The organism is Microbacterium sp. NPDC057407, from assembly GCF_042803895.1.
Taxonomy (GTDB): domain Bacteria; phylum Actinomycetota; class Actinomycetes; order Actinomycetales; family Microbacteriaceae; genus Microbacterium.
The window spans coordinates 150,329-164,441 of the sequence record NZ_JBHVCA010000002.1 but is presented as its reverse complement, the minus strand read 5'-3'; the positions used below and the strand labels follow the sequence as shown (position 1 = coordinate 164,441).

The window sequence follows — 14,113 nt, the reverse complement described above, 5'->3', positions numbered from 1 at the left end:
CCCGACCTCGCGTAACCCTCAACGAGAGGGTGAAGGTGGTGGACGGTCGATCAGTCGGCGCGGAGCAGCTCCAGCGCGTGTGCGAGGTCGTCGGGATACTCCGACGTGAAGGTTACCTGATCGCCCGTGGCCGGATGGGCGAACGAGAGCTCGCGCGCGTGCAGCCACTGCCTCGTCAGCCCGAGGCGGGCCGAGAGGGTCGGATCGGAGCCGTACAGCGGGTCGCCCACGCACGGGTGCCGGTGGGCGGCCATGTGGACGCGGATCTGGTGCGTCCGTCCTGTCTCGAGATGGATCTCGAGGAGGGATGCCCGCGGGAACGCCTCGAGGGTCTCGTAGTGGGTCACCGAGTCCTTGCCCTCCGGTGTGACCGCGAACTTCCACGAGTGCGTGGGATGCCGCCCGATCGGGGCGTCGATCGTGCCGGCGAGCGGATCGGGGTGCCCCTGGACGACGGCGTGGTAGATCTTCTCGACCTCGCGCTCCTTGAACGCCCGCTTCAGCGCCGTGTACGCGCGCTCGGTCTTCGCGACGACCATCAGTCCGCTCGTGCCGACATCGAGCCGGTGCACCACGCCCTGGCGCTCGGCCGCTCCGGTGGTCGCGATCCGGTATCCGCCGGCGGCCAGGGCGCCCAGCACGGTGGGACCGTTCCAGCCGACCGACGGATGGGCGGCGACTCCGGCCGGCTTGTCGACCACGACGATATCGTCGTCGTCGTACACGATGCCCAGGTCGGGAACCTCGACCGGAACGACGCGAGGCTCTTCCCTCGGCGTCCACGAGACCTCGAGCCACGCGCCGCCGCGCAATCGATCGGACTTCCCGAGCACCCGGCCGTCCTGGGCGACGCCGCCCGCGTCGGCGACCTCGGCCGCGAAGGTGCGCGAGAACCCGAGCATCTTGGCGAGGGCGGCGTCGACGCGAACGCCGTCGAGCCCGTCGGGCACCGGGAGGCTGCGTACTTCCACGTCAACCCCTCGGGGAGTCGGATGTCGCGGCATCCGGATCTCCACCCGGCTCGCGGGAGGTGACGGTGTCATCGGCCCCATCGTTCGCAGCGCGCCGCTCGCGTGTGCCGTCGAAGCCGAGCCCGACGAGAACCAGCAGAGCCACAGCGATCATCATCGACACGATGAAGATGTCGGCGACGTTGTAGATGGCCGGCATCATCCAGGGCGTGTTGATGAAGTCGACGACGTGACCCACCGGGAAGCCCGGTTCGCGCAGCAGGCGGTCGGTGAGGTTGCCGAGGACGCCGCCGAGGAGGAGTCCCAGCGCCACCGCCCACAGCCGCGAGCGGACACGCGTCGCGGCGAGCCACACGATCACGACCGCCACGGCGGCCAGCGCGATGGTGAAGATCCATGTCACGCCCTCGCCGAGGGAGAACGCGGCCCCGGGGTTGCGGACGAGGTAGAAGATCAGGAACTCGCCGATCACGGGGACCGGCTGCTCGTAGGGGAGGTTCTGGAGTGCGAGGTACTTCGTGAACTGGTCGGCGGCCAGCACCGCCACCGCGAGAACCGCGATGATGGTGCCGGCCGCCGCCTTGCGAAGGGGAGGTCGGTCCGACAAAAGACCGGCCTAGAGGCCGATGGCCGAGACCGGCGTCGAGCCCGACGAGGTGGCCGTCGTGTCGAGGTCGCGGAGCTGACCCTCGATGTAGCTGCGCAGCTGCGAGCGGTAGTCGCGCTCGAAGTTGCGGAGCTCGGTGATGCGCGACTCGAGCTGCGCGCGCTCGCGCTCGAGCTTGGCGACCTCTTCGCGGCCGCGCGTCTCGGCGTCGGAGATGATCGAGGCGGCCTGAGCCTTGGCGTCGGCGATGAGCTGGTCGCGCTGGGCGCGGCCCTCGGCGACGTGCTCGTCGTGCAGACGCTGAGCGAGCTCGATGATGCCGGCGCTGGCGGCGCCCGGAGCCTCTGCCGGGGCGGGAGCGGGAGTCTCCGCGACGGGAGCGGGAGCCGGGGTCGCAGGCGCCGGCTCAGCGGCGGGGGCGGGCGCTGCGCCGGACTCGTACGCCGCGAGCTTCGCCTTCAGCTCTTCGTTCTCAGCGAGGGCCTTGCGCCACTCGACCACGATCTCGTCGAGGAAGTCGTCGACCTCGTCGGGGTCGAAGCCCTCCTTGAAACGGACGTGCTGGAACTGCTTGGTGACGACGTCATCAGGGGTCAATGCCATGGTGATTCCTCTTTCGAGCTCAGGTCGCTGGCCGATGTCGGGGGTCGACCGGCTGGCGGCTGGTCGTATCAGGACAGCATAGTCGGGGGTTCAAGCGAGTGTCGAAGTTCTTCCGGTGTGTGAACGCGGCCGCGTCAGCTCGCGATGGCGCGCGTGACGCTGAGCAGGATGAAGCACAGCAGCATCGTGAGCGCGAAGCCGAAGTCGATGGCGATCGCGCCCACCCGCAGCGGTGGGATGAAGCGCCGGAAGAGCTTGATGGGCGGATCCGTGAGGGTGTAGACGATCTCGGCGGCGACCAACCCCGCTCCCCGTGGCCGCCACTCGCGGTTGAAGAACGGGATCCAGTCGATGATCAGCCGTGCGAGCAGCACGAAGACATAGAGGAGCAGCGCGAGATTGAGAATCGACGCGATGATTTGGACGACGGCCACGGATCCAGACTACGGCTGCGCGAACGGAACCGATTCCGGATCCGCCTGTGCGACGGCTCCGTCACCGGAGACGGCGACGTTCTCGGGCGACAGCAGGAAGACCTTGCTCGTCACCCGCTCGATGCGTCCGTAGAGGCCCAGCGAGAGTCCGCTCGCGAAGTCGATGAGACGGCGCGCGTCGGCGTCGCTCATCTGCGACAGGTTGATGATCACGGGGATGCCGTCGCGGAAGTTCTCTGCGATGACCTGCGCGTCGCGGTACTGCTTCGGGTGCACGGTGACGATCTCGTTGATCGCCGTCGGGGCGGGCTGCCGGACCACGGCGGGCCGGTGGATCGGCGTCACGGGCGCGGCCTTCTCGACGACGGCCTCCGGCTTGCGGCTGCGCGGCTGCGGCGCGGGCTCTTCGTAGACCTCTTCCTCGTCGGCGAGGCCCAGGTAAACCATGGTCTTCTTGAGCGGGTTCGACATCGCATCCTCCGTAGTGCTCGTCTGTTCCGAGGTTAACCGCGGTCGGGCCGCGGTCCCGTGATTGCCGACCCGATCCGCAGGTGTGTCGCGCCTGCGGCGATGGCTTCGGCGAAGTCCGCCGTCATACCGGCGGAGATCCACGTCGCGCCCGGCACGACGGCGCGCACCGTCGCCGACAGGGACGGCAGGGACGCGAAGGCGCGCGCGGGCGGGACGTCCAGCGGCGCGACCGCCATGATGCCCCGCACGCGGAGCGAGTCGAGGCCCGCGGCATGGGCCGCCAGCGCCTCCAGTTCGCCGGGCTGCACACCGCCGCGCCCGGGATCCTCGGTGAGGTTCACCTGGAGGAGCACGTCCAGGACGGGTGCGCCCTCGTCAGCCGCGGCGTGGAGCGCCTCGGCCAGCCGTACGCGGTCGACGGAGTGGACCGCGGAGGCCGCCGAGCGGATGGCTCGTGCCTTGTTCGTCTGCGCCTGACCGATGAAGTGCCAGCGCAGTCCGTCCAGCGGACCCACCTCGTCGACCTTGGCCGTGAATTCCTGCTGCCGATTCTCACCGACGTCCCGCACGCCGAGGGCGTGAAGCTGGGCGACCAGGTCGGCGGGATGGAACTTCGTGACGACGATACGAGTGACGTCGTCGCCACGACGGCCGGCGGCTCTCACGGCATCCGTGATTCTGCCGTCCACCTCGGCGAGGCGGTCGGCCAGCGCCGCGGAGGGCTCAGCAGACATTGACACAGGTGCGCTCCTGAGCCCCGCGGCGGGCTTACTTGAGGAAGTCGGGGATGTCGAGGTCGTCGTCGCCGAACGCGGAGTCGAAGGACGACTCCGGGAGGGCGGCGCTGACGGAGACGGGCTCCGGCTCGTGGTCCTTCGCGGCTTCGTCGGCGGAGAGCGCCGGAACAGCGGGCGCGGTGACTACGCGAGACGCCGTGATCGGCTCGATCCGGGTCTGCGGCTCGCCGCCGTCGAAGCCCGCCGCGATGACGGTGACGCGCACCTCGTCGCCGAGCGTGTCGTCGATGACCGTTCCGAAGATGATGTTCGCCTCGGGGTGGGCCGCTTCTTTGACGAGCTGGGCCGCGTCGTTGATCTCGAAGATGCCGAGGTTCGATCCGCCCTGGATCGAGAGCAGCACGCCATGGGCGCCCTCGATGGAGGCCTCGAGCAGCGGCGACTCGACGGCGAGCTCGGCCGCCTTGATGGCGCGATCGGCGCCGCGCGCGGAGCCGATGCCCATGAGCGCGGACCCTGCGCCCTGCATGACGGACTTGACGTCTGCGAAGTCGAGGTTGATGAGGCCGGGCGTCGTGATCAGGTCGGTGATGCCCTGCACACCGGCGAGCAGCACCTGGTCTGCGGTGGCGAACGCCTCGATCATCGAGATGCCGCGATCGCTGATCTCGAGCAGCCGGTCGTTGGGCACGACGATGAGGGTGTCGACCTCTTCCTTCAGTCGTGCGACGCCGGACTCCGCCTGCTGCTGCCGGCGGCGCCCCTCGAACGAGAAGGGCTTGGTGACGACACCGATCGTGAGCGCTCCGATGGACTTCGCGATCTTGGCGACCACGGGGGCGCCCCCGGTGCCCGTGCCGCCGCCCTCGCCGGCGGTGACGAAGACCATGTCGGCGCCGCGCAGCGCCTCCTCGATCTCCTCGGCGTGGTCTTCGGCCGCGCGACGCCCGACCTCGGGGTCGGCGCCGGCGCCGAGGCCGCGGGTGAGTTCGCGGCCGACGTCGAGCTTGACGTCGGCATCGCTCATCAGCAGCGCTTGCGCGTCGGTGTTCACCGCGATGAACTCGACTCCGCGGAGTCCGAGCTCGATCATCCGGTTGACGGCGTTCACGCCGCCTCCGCCGACTCCGACCACCTTGATGACGGCGAGGTAGTTCTGGTTCTGGCTCATGCCGGCCTCCGTAGCCCTGGACCTGTCTAAACCTTCAACCTCTAGTAGAGGTATAAAGAATTGCCCGGTATGCAATTCCTGAATCGAAGGTATGCGGATGCCGCACCCCGGCCCGCAAGGAGGCGGGCGTGTCGCGACATCGTGTCGCAGATCCGTGGATCGTCGCGGTCAGCGCACCACGACGGCGGAAGGGGACGACACGTCGTAGACCGAGACTGACTGCGGCGGGTTGCCGACCATCGCCATCTCGAGAGTCATGGCCTTCTGCGCGGACTGCTCCGCGCTCCCCCACACCACCCGGCTGCCCGTCGCGCCGAGAGTGAGGGTCACGTCGTCCGCCGTCGTCGCCGAGACCGCGGTGACCTGGGTGCGGATGTCGTCCGGCAGCGAGTGCATCACCTGCCCGGCCGCGATGAACGCATCGGACTCGACCCCGCCGCGGATGTCGAGAAGCGGCAGGCCGCTCGGCGCGGCCGCCGCGGTCGCGAGCGCCACGCCCGCGGCGTCGACGACGGTGAAGCCCGCGCGTGTGTCGATCACGCCGATCGGCGTGCGCTCGACGAGGCGCACCACAAGCTCATGCGGCGGGCGTGCCTCGAGGGTGTAGGACTCCACCAGCGGGAACCCGACCAGCGCCGCCTTCACCGCACTCTCGTCCACGAGCGGCATCGGCGTGCCGAGCTGGTCCGAAAGCGCCGACGCGACCTGCTCGTCATCGAGCTGCTGCGCCCCGACCACCGTGATGGTCTCGACGGCGAAGAGAGGGCTGTACGCGGCACCCAGGGTGCCGAGCGCCAGCAGCAGCACCGCTCCGGCGGCGCCCAGGAGCACCGCCCGTCGGCGGCGCTGGCGGGCGGTGAAGCGCCGGACCTCTGCACGGAGAGCCTTGCGCCGGGCGCGCCGCGCGGCCCAGACGTCGCGCCAGCCCACCGGCCGAGCGCCTGCTGCGCCGCCGGTTGCCCCGGCGGTCGGGGTTGCGGCGCCCAGCGGGATCACGGGGGCGGTGGCATCCGGCTCCCCGTCGTCAGCGCGCGCGGCATCGGCCTCTGCGACAACGCGCCGGTCGGCACGACCCGCGGTCGCGGGCTTCGACTGCTCCCGCGCTGGCGGCGGCAGCGGCGACGGCCGGCGCACCGGTTGTCACTCCCCCGCGTGCGACGCGCTCGGGCCCTGCAGCGCGTCGAGGACCTGCGGGATGATCAGGTTCACGTTGCCGCAACCGAGGGTGATGACGAAGTCGCCGTCCTGAGCCACCGAAGCGGTGTAGTCCGCCGCCGCTTGCCAGTCCGCCACGAAGTGGACGTGCGCCGGATCGGCGAAGGCCTCGCTCACCAGCTGACCGGTGACACCCGGCACCGGGTCTTCCCGGGCGCCGTAGACGTCGAGCACCACCGTGTGGTCGGCGTGGGTCTCGAGCACCTCGGCGAACTCGCGGAACATCTGCTGCGTCCGGGAGTAGGTGTGCGGCTGATGCAGGGCGATGATGCGCCCCTCTCCCACGACCGTGCGTGCAGCCGACAGAGCGGCCGCCACCTCGGTGGGATGGTGGGCGTAGTCGTCGTAGACGCTCACGCCCCGCTCGGTTCCGTGCAGCTCGAAGCGTCGCGCGGTGCCCGCGAAGCCCTCGACGGCACGCACGGCCGCGCTCAGTTCGAAGCCGAGGACGAGGAGCACCGCGATCGCTCCCGCCGCGTTGACGGCGTTGTGCGCACCCGGCACGGGCAGCCGCGCATCGACGGTCTGGTCGCCGTGCGTGATCGCGAAGGAGACGGGACCGTCGGTGCGGATGTCGTGGACGCGGACGGTCGCGTCGGGGGACTGCCCGAACGTGACCACGCGCGGGTGCGTGAGACTCGCCGTGACGCGGCGCGCGCCCTCATCGTCGGAGGAGATGACCACGGCTTCGCTCGCGTCGTTGCCGAAGCGGGCGAAGGCGTCGTAGAACGCCTCGTGCGAGCCCCAGTGGTCGAGGTGGTCCGGGTCGACGTTGGTGATGAGGGCCACAGCCGTGTCGTACAGCAGGAACGTGCCGTCGGACTCGTCCGCCTCGATGACGAAGAGCTCGTCGGAGCCGGTGCCGCTCGAGACCCCGAGCTGGGCGATGACCCCGCCGTTGACGAACGTCGGATCGGCGCCGAGGTCGCGCAGCGCCGTCACGATCATCCCGGTGGACGTGGTCTTGCCGTGCGCCCCCGCGACGGAGACCAGCCGCCGCCCGCCGATGAGCCAGTGCAGGGCCTGAGAACGGTGGATGACGTGCAGCCCGCGCTCCTTGGCGAGGACGAACTCGGGGTTCTCGGCCCAGATGGCGCCGGTGTGCACGACGGTGTCGACGTCGTCGCCGAGGTGCGCGGCGTCGTGGCCGACATGCACCGTGGCTCCCAGCGCGGCCAGCTCGCGCAGCGCCTTGCTGTCGGCGCGGTCGGAACCCGACACCCGGATCCCCCGCGCGAGGAACATGCGCGCCAGCCCCGACATGCCGGAGCCGCCGATGCCGATGAAGTGGGCGGACTCGATGTGCTCGGGGATAGGGAGGGTGAGGTCGGGTCTGATCATGACCCGTCAATCCTAAGTTGGCGGACTCCGCGGCGGGCTCCGGCGCGCTCGCAAGCGCGGATCCCCGTATCCGGGCGGGCCGCGGGGATCGTCAACCGGACGGTGTCTCCCGTGACCGCCCCCGCGCCTCGTCGATGAGGGCCAGCACGTTCTCGGTGCCGTTCCGGGTGCCGACGGATGCCGCGGCATCCGTCATCCGGGCGCGTCGCGCTTCGTCGGCCAGCAGCGGCACGATCTCGGACCGCACCCGCTCCCCCGTCAGGTCGGCGTCGGGGATGAGGATCGCGGCGCCGGCGCGCACCGCCGAAGACGCGTTGAGCGCCTGCTCGCCGTTGCCGACCGCGTAGGGCACGTACACCGCCGGGATGCCGAGCGCACTGATCTCGCTCACCGTGGCCGCGCCGGCGCGCGAGACGATGAGGTCAGCGAGGGCGAACGCCAGGTCCATCCGATCGACGTACCGCCGCACCGCGTACCCCGGATGCCCCGGGTCGGCCAGGTCGGATCGCTCCCCCGTCACGTGCAGCAGCTGCCAGCCGGCAGCGAGGACGTCTCGCCACGCCGCGCCATGGCCGTCGCCGAACGCCTCGTTGAGTCGCTGTGCACCGAGAGATCCGCCGAACACGAGCAGGACGGGACGGTCGGGGTCGAGCCCGAAGTGCGCCGCCGCCTCGGCGCGGTGCGCCGTCCGGTCGAGATCGACGATCTCGCGTCGCAGGGGCATGCCGACGACAGTCGACCGCTTCAGCGGAGTCCCCTCGAACGCCACGCCGACCCTGGCCGCGGTGCGCGCGCCGAGCACGTTCGCGAGCCCGGGCCGAGCGTTCGCCTCGTGCACGACGAAGGGAACCCGAGCCCGCCGCGCCGCGACGTACGCGGGCGCCGACGCGTACCCTCCGAAACCGACGACGACGTCCACACCGCGCTCGGCGAGGTGGGCTCTCACCTGGGCGATCGCCCGTGAGAACTTCGCGGGGAACGCCGCCGCCGCACGGTTGGGCCGTCGCGGGAACGGCACCTTGTCGACGAACAGCAGCTCGTACCCCCGCTCGGGGACCAATCTCGCCTCGAGTCCCTCGCGCGTACCGAGCACGAGCACCTGGGCGCCCGGCTCGCGGCCGCGCAGCGCGTCGGCGACGGCCAGGAGCGGGTTGACGTGACCGGCGGTGCCGCCGCCGGCGAGAAGGTACGTCGTCACCCACCGAGCCTATCCGCACCGCCCGCGTGAGCCTCTCCTTCGCCCGACGACTCGGCGCCGTCAGCGGGTGCGGGATGCCGCGGCCCGGCGCCGCGCGGCCGCCAGATCGATCGCCGCCTGCCGCCGGGCGACGGCCTCGGGCAGCGTGCGGGCGAACGACAGCAGCACGCCCGACGCGACCAGGACGGACAGAAGCGACGTCCCGCCCTGCGACATGAACGGAAGCGGCACACCGAGCACGGGGAACACCCGCAGCACGACTCCGACGTTCACGAGCGCCTGGCCCACGATCCAGATCGTGATTCCACCGGCGGCGATGCGCACGAAAGGGTCGTCGGTCTTGCGGATCACGTGGAAGGCTCCGACGGCGAACAGCGCGAACAGCGCGAGCACGACCGCGCACCCGATGAGACCGAGTTCTTCGCCGACGATGGCGAAGATGTAGTCGTTGGCGGCAGCGGGAAGCCAGTCGTACTTCTCGCGGGAGTTGCCCAGGCCCAGGCCGAAGACGCCGCCGCTGGCCAGCCCCCAGATGCCGTGCAGCGGCTGGTAGCAGTCGTTGAAGTAGTCGTCGAGGCAGTTCGGGTTGAGGAAGCTCATGAAGCGCCGCATGCGGTCGGGGCTCGTCACGGCGTAGAAGGCGACCACGCCCGCCGCGGCGATCGCCGGCAGGATGAACAGTCGCAGCTTCACGCCCGAGAAGAACAGCGCTCCGAGCACGACGAGCACCAGGATCATGGCGGTGCCGAGATCCTTGCCCGCCATGACGGTCGCGATGGCGAGGCCCGCCACCGGCACGAGGGGGATGAACACGTGCTGCCATTTGCTCAGCAGGTTCTGCTTGCGGAAGAGCACGAGGGCGACCCAGAGCGCCAGCGCCAGCTTCAGGAACTCCGACGGCTGCGCCTGGAACCCGGCGATCGTGATCCAGTTCCGGTTGCCGTCGGCGCTGTGGCCGAGCGGCGTGAAGACGAGGAGCTGGAATCCGACCGCGAAGATGAGCGCCGGCCAGGCGATCTTCTTCCAGAACGTCAGCGGCAGCCGGCTGGCGACGAACATCAGCGGAACGCCCAGGACGGCGAAGAGGCCCTGTTTGAGCACGATCTCCCAGGGAGCCTCACCGCGTGCGGTGGCCGTGGCAGAGGTCGCCGAAAGGATCATCACGAGCCCGAAGACCGTGAGCAGCAGCGCCATCGAGGCGATGAGGAGGAACTCGCTCGGCACGGGAGCGAACACCCGCCCCAGCGACACGCGAGCGGCGAGTCCGCGCGCCGGCGCCGGTTCAGCCGGCGTCGTCGCCTTCGGTCGGGTCCGCGGCTGCAGCGTCGTCACCCTCGGCCCCCGTTCCGATCCGTTCCCTCACCGCGGCGGCGAAACGCCGCCCGCGGTCGGCGTACGACGCGAACTGATCGAACGACGCCGCAGCCGGGGCGAGCAGAACCACGTCCCCGTCACGGGCGATCTCCGCCGCCAGTTCGACGACGCGTGCCATGACGTCCTCAGTCTGAACGGCGTCCACCTCGAAGACGGGCACCCCCGGCGCGTGTCGCGAGAACGCCGCGACGACCTCCGCGCGGTCGAGGCCGATCACGATCGCGGCCTTCGCGCGCGATCCCCGGTCGGCCACGAGATCGGAGATGTCGACTCCCTTGAGCAGACCGCCCACGACCCAGACGGCACCGGGATACGCGGTGAGCGACGACGCCGCCGCGTGCGGGTTCGTCGCCTTCGAATCGTCGACCCAGGTCACGCCGCGGTGACGTGCGACGACCTCGATGCGGTGCGGGTCGAGCCGGAACGACCGGAGCGCCTCGCGGATGTCGGCGGGTGCGACCTCCAGCGAACGGGCGAGCGCCGCGGCGGCGAGGATGTTCGCGGCGATGTGGGGGGCGGACAGACCGAGGTCGGCGAGCTCGGCCACGGTCGTCAGCTCCAGCGCACTCGTGCGCCGGTCGTCGAGGAAGGCCCGGTCCACGAGGATGCCGTCGACGACGCCGAGGTCGCTGGGGCCCGGAACCCCCAGATCGAATCCGACCGCACGCGCGCCCTCGACGACGTCGGCGTCCTCGACCATGGCGCGGGTCGCGGCATCCGCTTTGTTGTACACGCAGGCCACCCGCGTGTTGTCGTAGACGTGCGCCTTCGCGTCGCGGTACGCCTGGAAGGAGCCGTGCCACTCGAGGTGGTCGTCGGCCAGGTTGAGGCAGACCGCGGCGTGGGGAGACACCGGATCGGGTCCGGACTGCAAGCCGAGGTACCAGAGCTGGTGGCTGGACAGTTCGACGACGAGGGCGTCGAATCCGCCGGGGTCGCGGACGGCGTCGAGCACCGGTGTGCCGATGTTGCCGACGGGGGCCGCGCGCAGTCCCCCCGCCGCGAGCATCGTCGCGGCGAGCCGGGTGGTCGTGGTCTTGCCGTTCGTCCCCGTGATGAGCAGCCAGTCGGCCGGTGTGCCGTCCGGGCGCACGACCTTGTCGCGCACGCGCCAGGCGAGCTCGACGTCGCCCCACAGCGCGATGTCGTGCTCGAGAGCCCAGCGGACGACCGGATGCTGCGGCGCGAAGCCCGGCGAGGCGATGACGACGTCGGGCGAGAAGTCGACGAGGTCCGCCGGCACCGATTCGAGGGCACCCGTCCACAGCCGTGCCCCGATCACCGGCAGCAGGCGCGCGTACTCCTCGTCGGCGCTCTCGGTCACCACGAGCACATCGGCGCCGAGCTCGGCGAGGGTGTCGGCCACGGAGAAGCCGGTCACGGAGAGCCCGAGCACGGCGACCCTCAGGCCCTTCCAATCGGCATGCCAGCTGGTCAGGGAGTCCAGGCGATCGGACGTCATGTCTGCGACAGCCATTCGACGTAGAAGAACCCGATGCCCGACACGGCGAGCAGGCCGGCGATGATCCACATGCGGACCGTGATCTTCACCTCCGGCCAGCCGCGCATCTCGAGGTGATGGTGGAAGGGGCTCATGAGGAAGAGCCGCTTGCCGCGCGTCGCCTTGAAGTACATGCGCTGCAGGATCACCGAGCCGGGCGCGATGATGAAGACGCCGGCGACGAGGAGCGAGAGAAGCTCGGTGCGGGTGAGGATCGCCATCGCCGCGATGACACCGCCGATGGCCATCGAGCCGACGTCTCCCATGAACACCTCGGCCTTCGGCGCCTGCCACCACAGGAAGCCGACGAGAGCCCCGACGAACGAGGCGGACACGATCGCCAGATCGAACGGGTTCGGTGTCGGGTAGCAGGCGGAGATCGCGCTCGGAGAGAGCCCTTCGCCGCCCCAGCAGGCCTGGTTGAACTGCCAGAACGCGATGAGGCTGTAGGCACCCGTGACGAAGATGCCCGCCCCGGCGGCGAGGCCGTCGAGCCCGTCTGTGAGATTCACGCCGTTGGAGTACCCGACGCCGATGAGCGCCGTCCACGCCAGATACAGCAGCCACCCGAGGATCGGGCCGAGCGCCATGAACGACAGCACCGGCACGTCGCGGAAGATCGAGATATAGGGAGACGCGGGCGTCTCCTCCCACGTGTTGGGGAAGTTGAGCGCGAGGATCGAGAACGGCACGACGACGATGATCTGCCCCACGATCTTGCGCCACCCGCTCAGGCCGAGGCTGCGCTGACTGCGCACCTTCATGTAGTCGTCGATGAAGCCGACGACGCCGAACCCGACCATCATCCACAGCACCAGCAGGCCCGACACGGTGGGCGGGTTGTTGCCGGTGAACGCGCCGACGAGGTAGCCGACGATCGTGCCGGCGATGAAGATCGTGCCGCCCATCGTGGGCGTGCCCCGCTTGGCGCCGTGGCTGGGGTTGTGGATGTTCTCGGGGGTGCGGATCACCTGACCCCATCCCCACTTGCGGAAGAGCCGGAGGAAGACGGGGGTGAGGAACAGCGTGAAGGCCAGCGAGATCGCCGCTGCGGTCAGGAGGGATCTCACGAGAACGATTCTCCCAGACGATCGCCGAGGAACCGGAGGCCCGCCGAGTTCGACGACTTCACCAGCACCCGGTCGCCGTCGCGAAGCTCGGTCATGAGGTAGTCGTACGCCGCGTCGGCCGTCTCGAAGAACACCGCTTCGGCATCCCACGAGCCCTGCGCGACCGCCTCGAGATACATCCGGCGCGCGTCCGGTCCCACCACGACGATCCGCTTGATGCCCAGGCGAACGGCGAGGAGCCCGACCCGGTCATGCTCTTCGTCGGATTGCTCGCCGAGTTCGCTCATCGCGCCGAGCACGGCGACGGTGCGCTCGTCGGGTGCCGTGATCTGGGCGAGCGTGCGCAGCGCGGCCGCCATCGAGTCGGGGCTCGCGTTGTACGCGTCGTTGATGATCCGAACGCGGTCGGAGCCCAGCGGCTGCATGCGCCACCGCTCCGCGAGCTCGACGGTCTCCAGACGCGCCACGCAGTCCGCCAACGACACGCCCAGAGCGGTGGCCGCGGCGATCGCCGCGAGGGCGTTCATCACGTGGTGCTCCCCCAGGACCCGCAACCGCAACGGCGCCGACACGCCGTCGGCGGTCACGACGCAGCTGGTTCCCCGGGCGCTCACGACGACGTCATCGGCCCGCACCTCGGCCCCCGCGCCGCGACCGAACCACCGCACCGACACGCCGCCCTCGGCGGCGATCGGTGCCATCGCGGACACCCGCGCATCGTCGGCGTTCAAGACGGCCAGTCCACCGGGTCGGACGGCCCGCACGAGCTCGGACTTGGCCGCGAACGTCGCCTCGATTCCGCCGAATCCGCCCGCGTGCGCAAGACCGACCATCAGCACGACGCCGATGTCGGGATTCACGAGGCCGGCCAGGCGCTCGATCGCCCCGGGTGCGCTGGCGCCGAACTCGCTCACCAGGAACCGCGTCGTGTGCGTCACCCGCAGCATCGTCAGCGGCGCCCCGACCTCGTTGTTGAAGGATGCCTTCGGCGCGACGGTCTCGCCCTCGTCCTCGAGCACGCGGGCCAGCAGGTTCTTCGTCGTCGTCTTGCCGTTGGAGCCGGTGATCCCCACGATGCGCAGGCGTCCCGCGGAGCGGACGCGGGCGACGACGTCGCGGGCCAGGTCCGCCAGCGCCTGGACGGCGTCCGGCACGACGATCTGCGTCAGGGGCCGCCGCGTCACCACGACGCGCTCGACGATGGCCGCAGCCGCCCCGTTGTCGATCGCGGCATCGACGAACAGGTGCCCGTCGGTCTCGGCGCCGGGTTTCGCGACGAAGATCCCTCCGGGACCGATCAGACGGGAGTCCGTGTCGACGGCACCGGACACCACGGAGTCGGCGGAGTCGACGCCGGCGAGCACCAGCTCGCCTCCGACGGCATCGGCGAGCTGGGAGAGAGTGAGGGGGATCATGTGTT

Annotated in this window: 14 protein-coding genes; all 14 read right to left on the bottom strand. The window is 70.3% G+C overall.

The annotated features are described in order from the left end of the window. Window positions 1–50: 50 nt before the first annotated feature. The 14 genes from ACFUTX_RS05610 to murF all read right to left on the bottom strand — a co-directional run bounded on the left by ACFUTX_RS05610 (window position 51) and on the right by murF (window position 14,108). On the bottom strand, window positions 51–971 hold the full coding sequence (locus ACFUTX_RS05610; protein ID WP_378861305.1) for an RluA family pseudouridine synthase: 921 nt from the start codon (window positions 969–971) through the stop codon (window positions 51–53). Between the two features lies 1 nt (window position 972). Beyond that, window positions 973–1,578 carry a signal peptidase II gene (gene lspA / locus ACFUTX_RS05605; RefSeq protein WP_378861303.1) on the bottom strand — a complete coding sequence of 202 codons (606 nt, stop codon included), beginning with the start codon at window positions 1,576–1,578 and terminating at the stop codon, window positions 973–975. Window positions 1,579–1,587: 9 nt separating this feature from the next. Further along, on the bottom strand, window positions 1,588–2,181 hold the full coding sequence (locus ACFUTX_RS05600) for a DivIVA domain-containing protein (protein WP_378861301.1): 594 nt from the start codon (window positions 2,179–2,181) through the stop codon (window positions 1,588–1,590). Window positions 2,182–2,315: 134 nt separating this feature from the next. Beyond that, window positions 2,316–2,615 carry a YggT family protein gene (locus tag ACFUTX_RS05595; protein ID WP_378861299.1) on the bottom strand — a complete coding sequence of 100 codons (300 nt, stop codon included), beginning with the start codon at window positions 2,613–2,615 and terminating at the stop codon, window positions 2,316–2,318. A 9-nt stretch (window positions 2,616–2,624) separates the two neighbouring features. Then, window positions 2,625–3,086 (bottom strand): cell division protein SepF, encoded by a 462-nt coding sequence (locus tag ACFUTX_RS05590; RefSeq protein WP_378861297.1) that lies wholly within the window; start codon window positions 3,084–3,086, stop codon window positions 2,625–2,627. A gap of 32 nt (window positions 3,087–3,118) precedes the next feature. Continuing rightward, window positions 3,119–3,820 carry a YggS family pyridoxal phosphate-dependent enzyme gene (locus tag ACFUTX_RS05585; RefSeq protein WP_378861295.1) on the bottom strand — a complete coding sequence of 234 codons (702 nt, stop codon included), beginning with the start codon at window positions 3,818–3,820 and terminating at the stop codon, window positions 3,119–3,121. 34 nt (window positions 3,821–3,854) lie between these two features. Next, window positions 3,855–4,994, bottom strand: coding sequence for a cell division protein FtsZ (gene ftsZ / locus ACFUTX_RS05580; RefSeq protein WP_378861293.1), 1,140 nt, complete (start codon window positions 4,992–4,994; stop codon window positions 3,855–3,857). Window positions 4,995–5,162: 168 nt separating this feature from the next. Continuing rightward, entirely contained in the window at window positions 5,163–6,128 is a 966-nt protein-coding gene (locus ACFUTX_RS05575; RefSeq protein ID WP_378861291.1) for an FtsQ-type POTRA domain-containing protein, read from the bottom strand. Window positions 6,129–6,134: 6 nt separating this feature from the next. Beyond that, a complete protein-coding gene (murC, locus tag ACFUTX_RS05570; protein WP_378861289.1) occupies window positions 6,135–7,550 on the bottom strand; it encodes a UDP-N-acetylmuramate--L-alanine ligase in 1,416 nt (471 codons plus the stop codon). Window positions 7,551–7,641: 91 nt separating this feature from the next. After that, entirely contained in the window at window positions 7,642–8,748 is a 1,107-nt protein-coding gene (gene murG, locus ACFUTX_RS05565) for an undecaprenyldiphospho-muramoylpentapeptide beta-N-acetylglucosaminyltransferase (RefSeq protein ID WP_378861287.1), read from the bottom strand. Window positions 8,749–8,808: 60 nt separating this feature from the next. Beyond that, complete coding sequence (gene ftsW / locus ACFUTX_RS05560) at window positions 8,809–10,080, bottom strand: putative lipid II flippase FtsW (protein WP_378861285.1); 1,272 nt, start codon at window positions 10,078–10,080, stop codon at window positions 8,809–8,811. Then, complete coding sequence (murD, locus tag ACFUTX_RS05555; RefSeq protein ID WP_378861283.1) at window positions 10,031–11,584, bottom strand: UDP-N-acetylmuramoyl-L-alanine--D-glutamate ligase; 1,554 nt, start codon at window positions 11,582–11,584, stop codon at window positions 10,031–10,033. The genes ftsW and murD overlap by 50 nt, the downstream gene beginning before the upstream one ends. Next, window positions 11,581–12,693 carry a phospho-N-acetylmuramoyl-pentapeptide-transferase gene (gene mraY / locus ACFUTX_RS05550; protein ID WP_378861281.1) on the bottom strand — a complete coding sequence of 371 codons (1,113 nt, stop codon included), beginning with the start codon at window positions 12,691–12,693 and terminating at the stop codon, window positions 11,581–11,583. Before mraY ends, murD begins: the two co-directional genes overlap by 4 nt. Then, entirely contained in the window at window positions 12,690–14,108 is a 1,419-nt protein-coding gene (murF, locus tag ACFUTX_RS05545; RefSeq protein ID WP_378861279.1) for a UDP-N-acetylmuramoyl-tripeptide--D-alanyl-D-alanine ligase, read from the bottom strand. Before murF ends, mraY begins: the two co-directional genes overlap by 4 nt. Between the last annotated feature and the right edge of the window lie 5 nt (window positions 14,109–14,113).

Excerpts from the sequence above, each read along its gene's own strand:
- murD (WP_378861283.1), bottom strand. The coding sequence starts at position 11,584 with ATGACGTCCGATCGCCTGGACTCCCTGACCAGCTGGCATGCCGATTGG.
- ACFUTX_RS05600 (WP_378861301.1), bottom strand. The coding sequence starts at position 2,181 with ATGGCATTGACCCCTGATGACGTCGTCACCAAGCAGTTCCAGCACGTC.
- murC (WP_378861289.1), bottom strand. The coding sequence starts at position 7,550 with ATGATCAGACCCGACCTCACCCTCCCTATCCCCGAGCACATCGAGTCC.
- ftsZ (WP_378861293.1), bottom strand. The coding sequence starts at position 4,994 with ATGAGCCAGAACCAGAACTACCTCGCCGTCATCAAGGTGGTCGGAGTC.
- ACFUTX_RS05590 (WP_378861297.1), bottom strand. The coding sequence starts at position 3,086 with ATGTCGAACCCGCTCAAGAAGACCATGGTTTACCTGGGCCTCGCCGAC.
- ACFUTX_RS05585 (WP_378861295.1), bottom strand. The coding sequence starts at position 3,820 with ATGTCTGCTGAGCCCTCCGCGGCGCTGGCCGACCGCCTCGCCGAGGTG.
- murF (WP_378861279.1), bottom strand. The coding sequence starts at position 14,108 with ATGATCCCCCTCACTCTCTCCCAGCTCGCCGATGCCGTCGGAGGCGAG.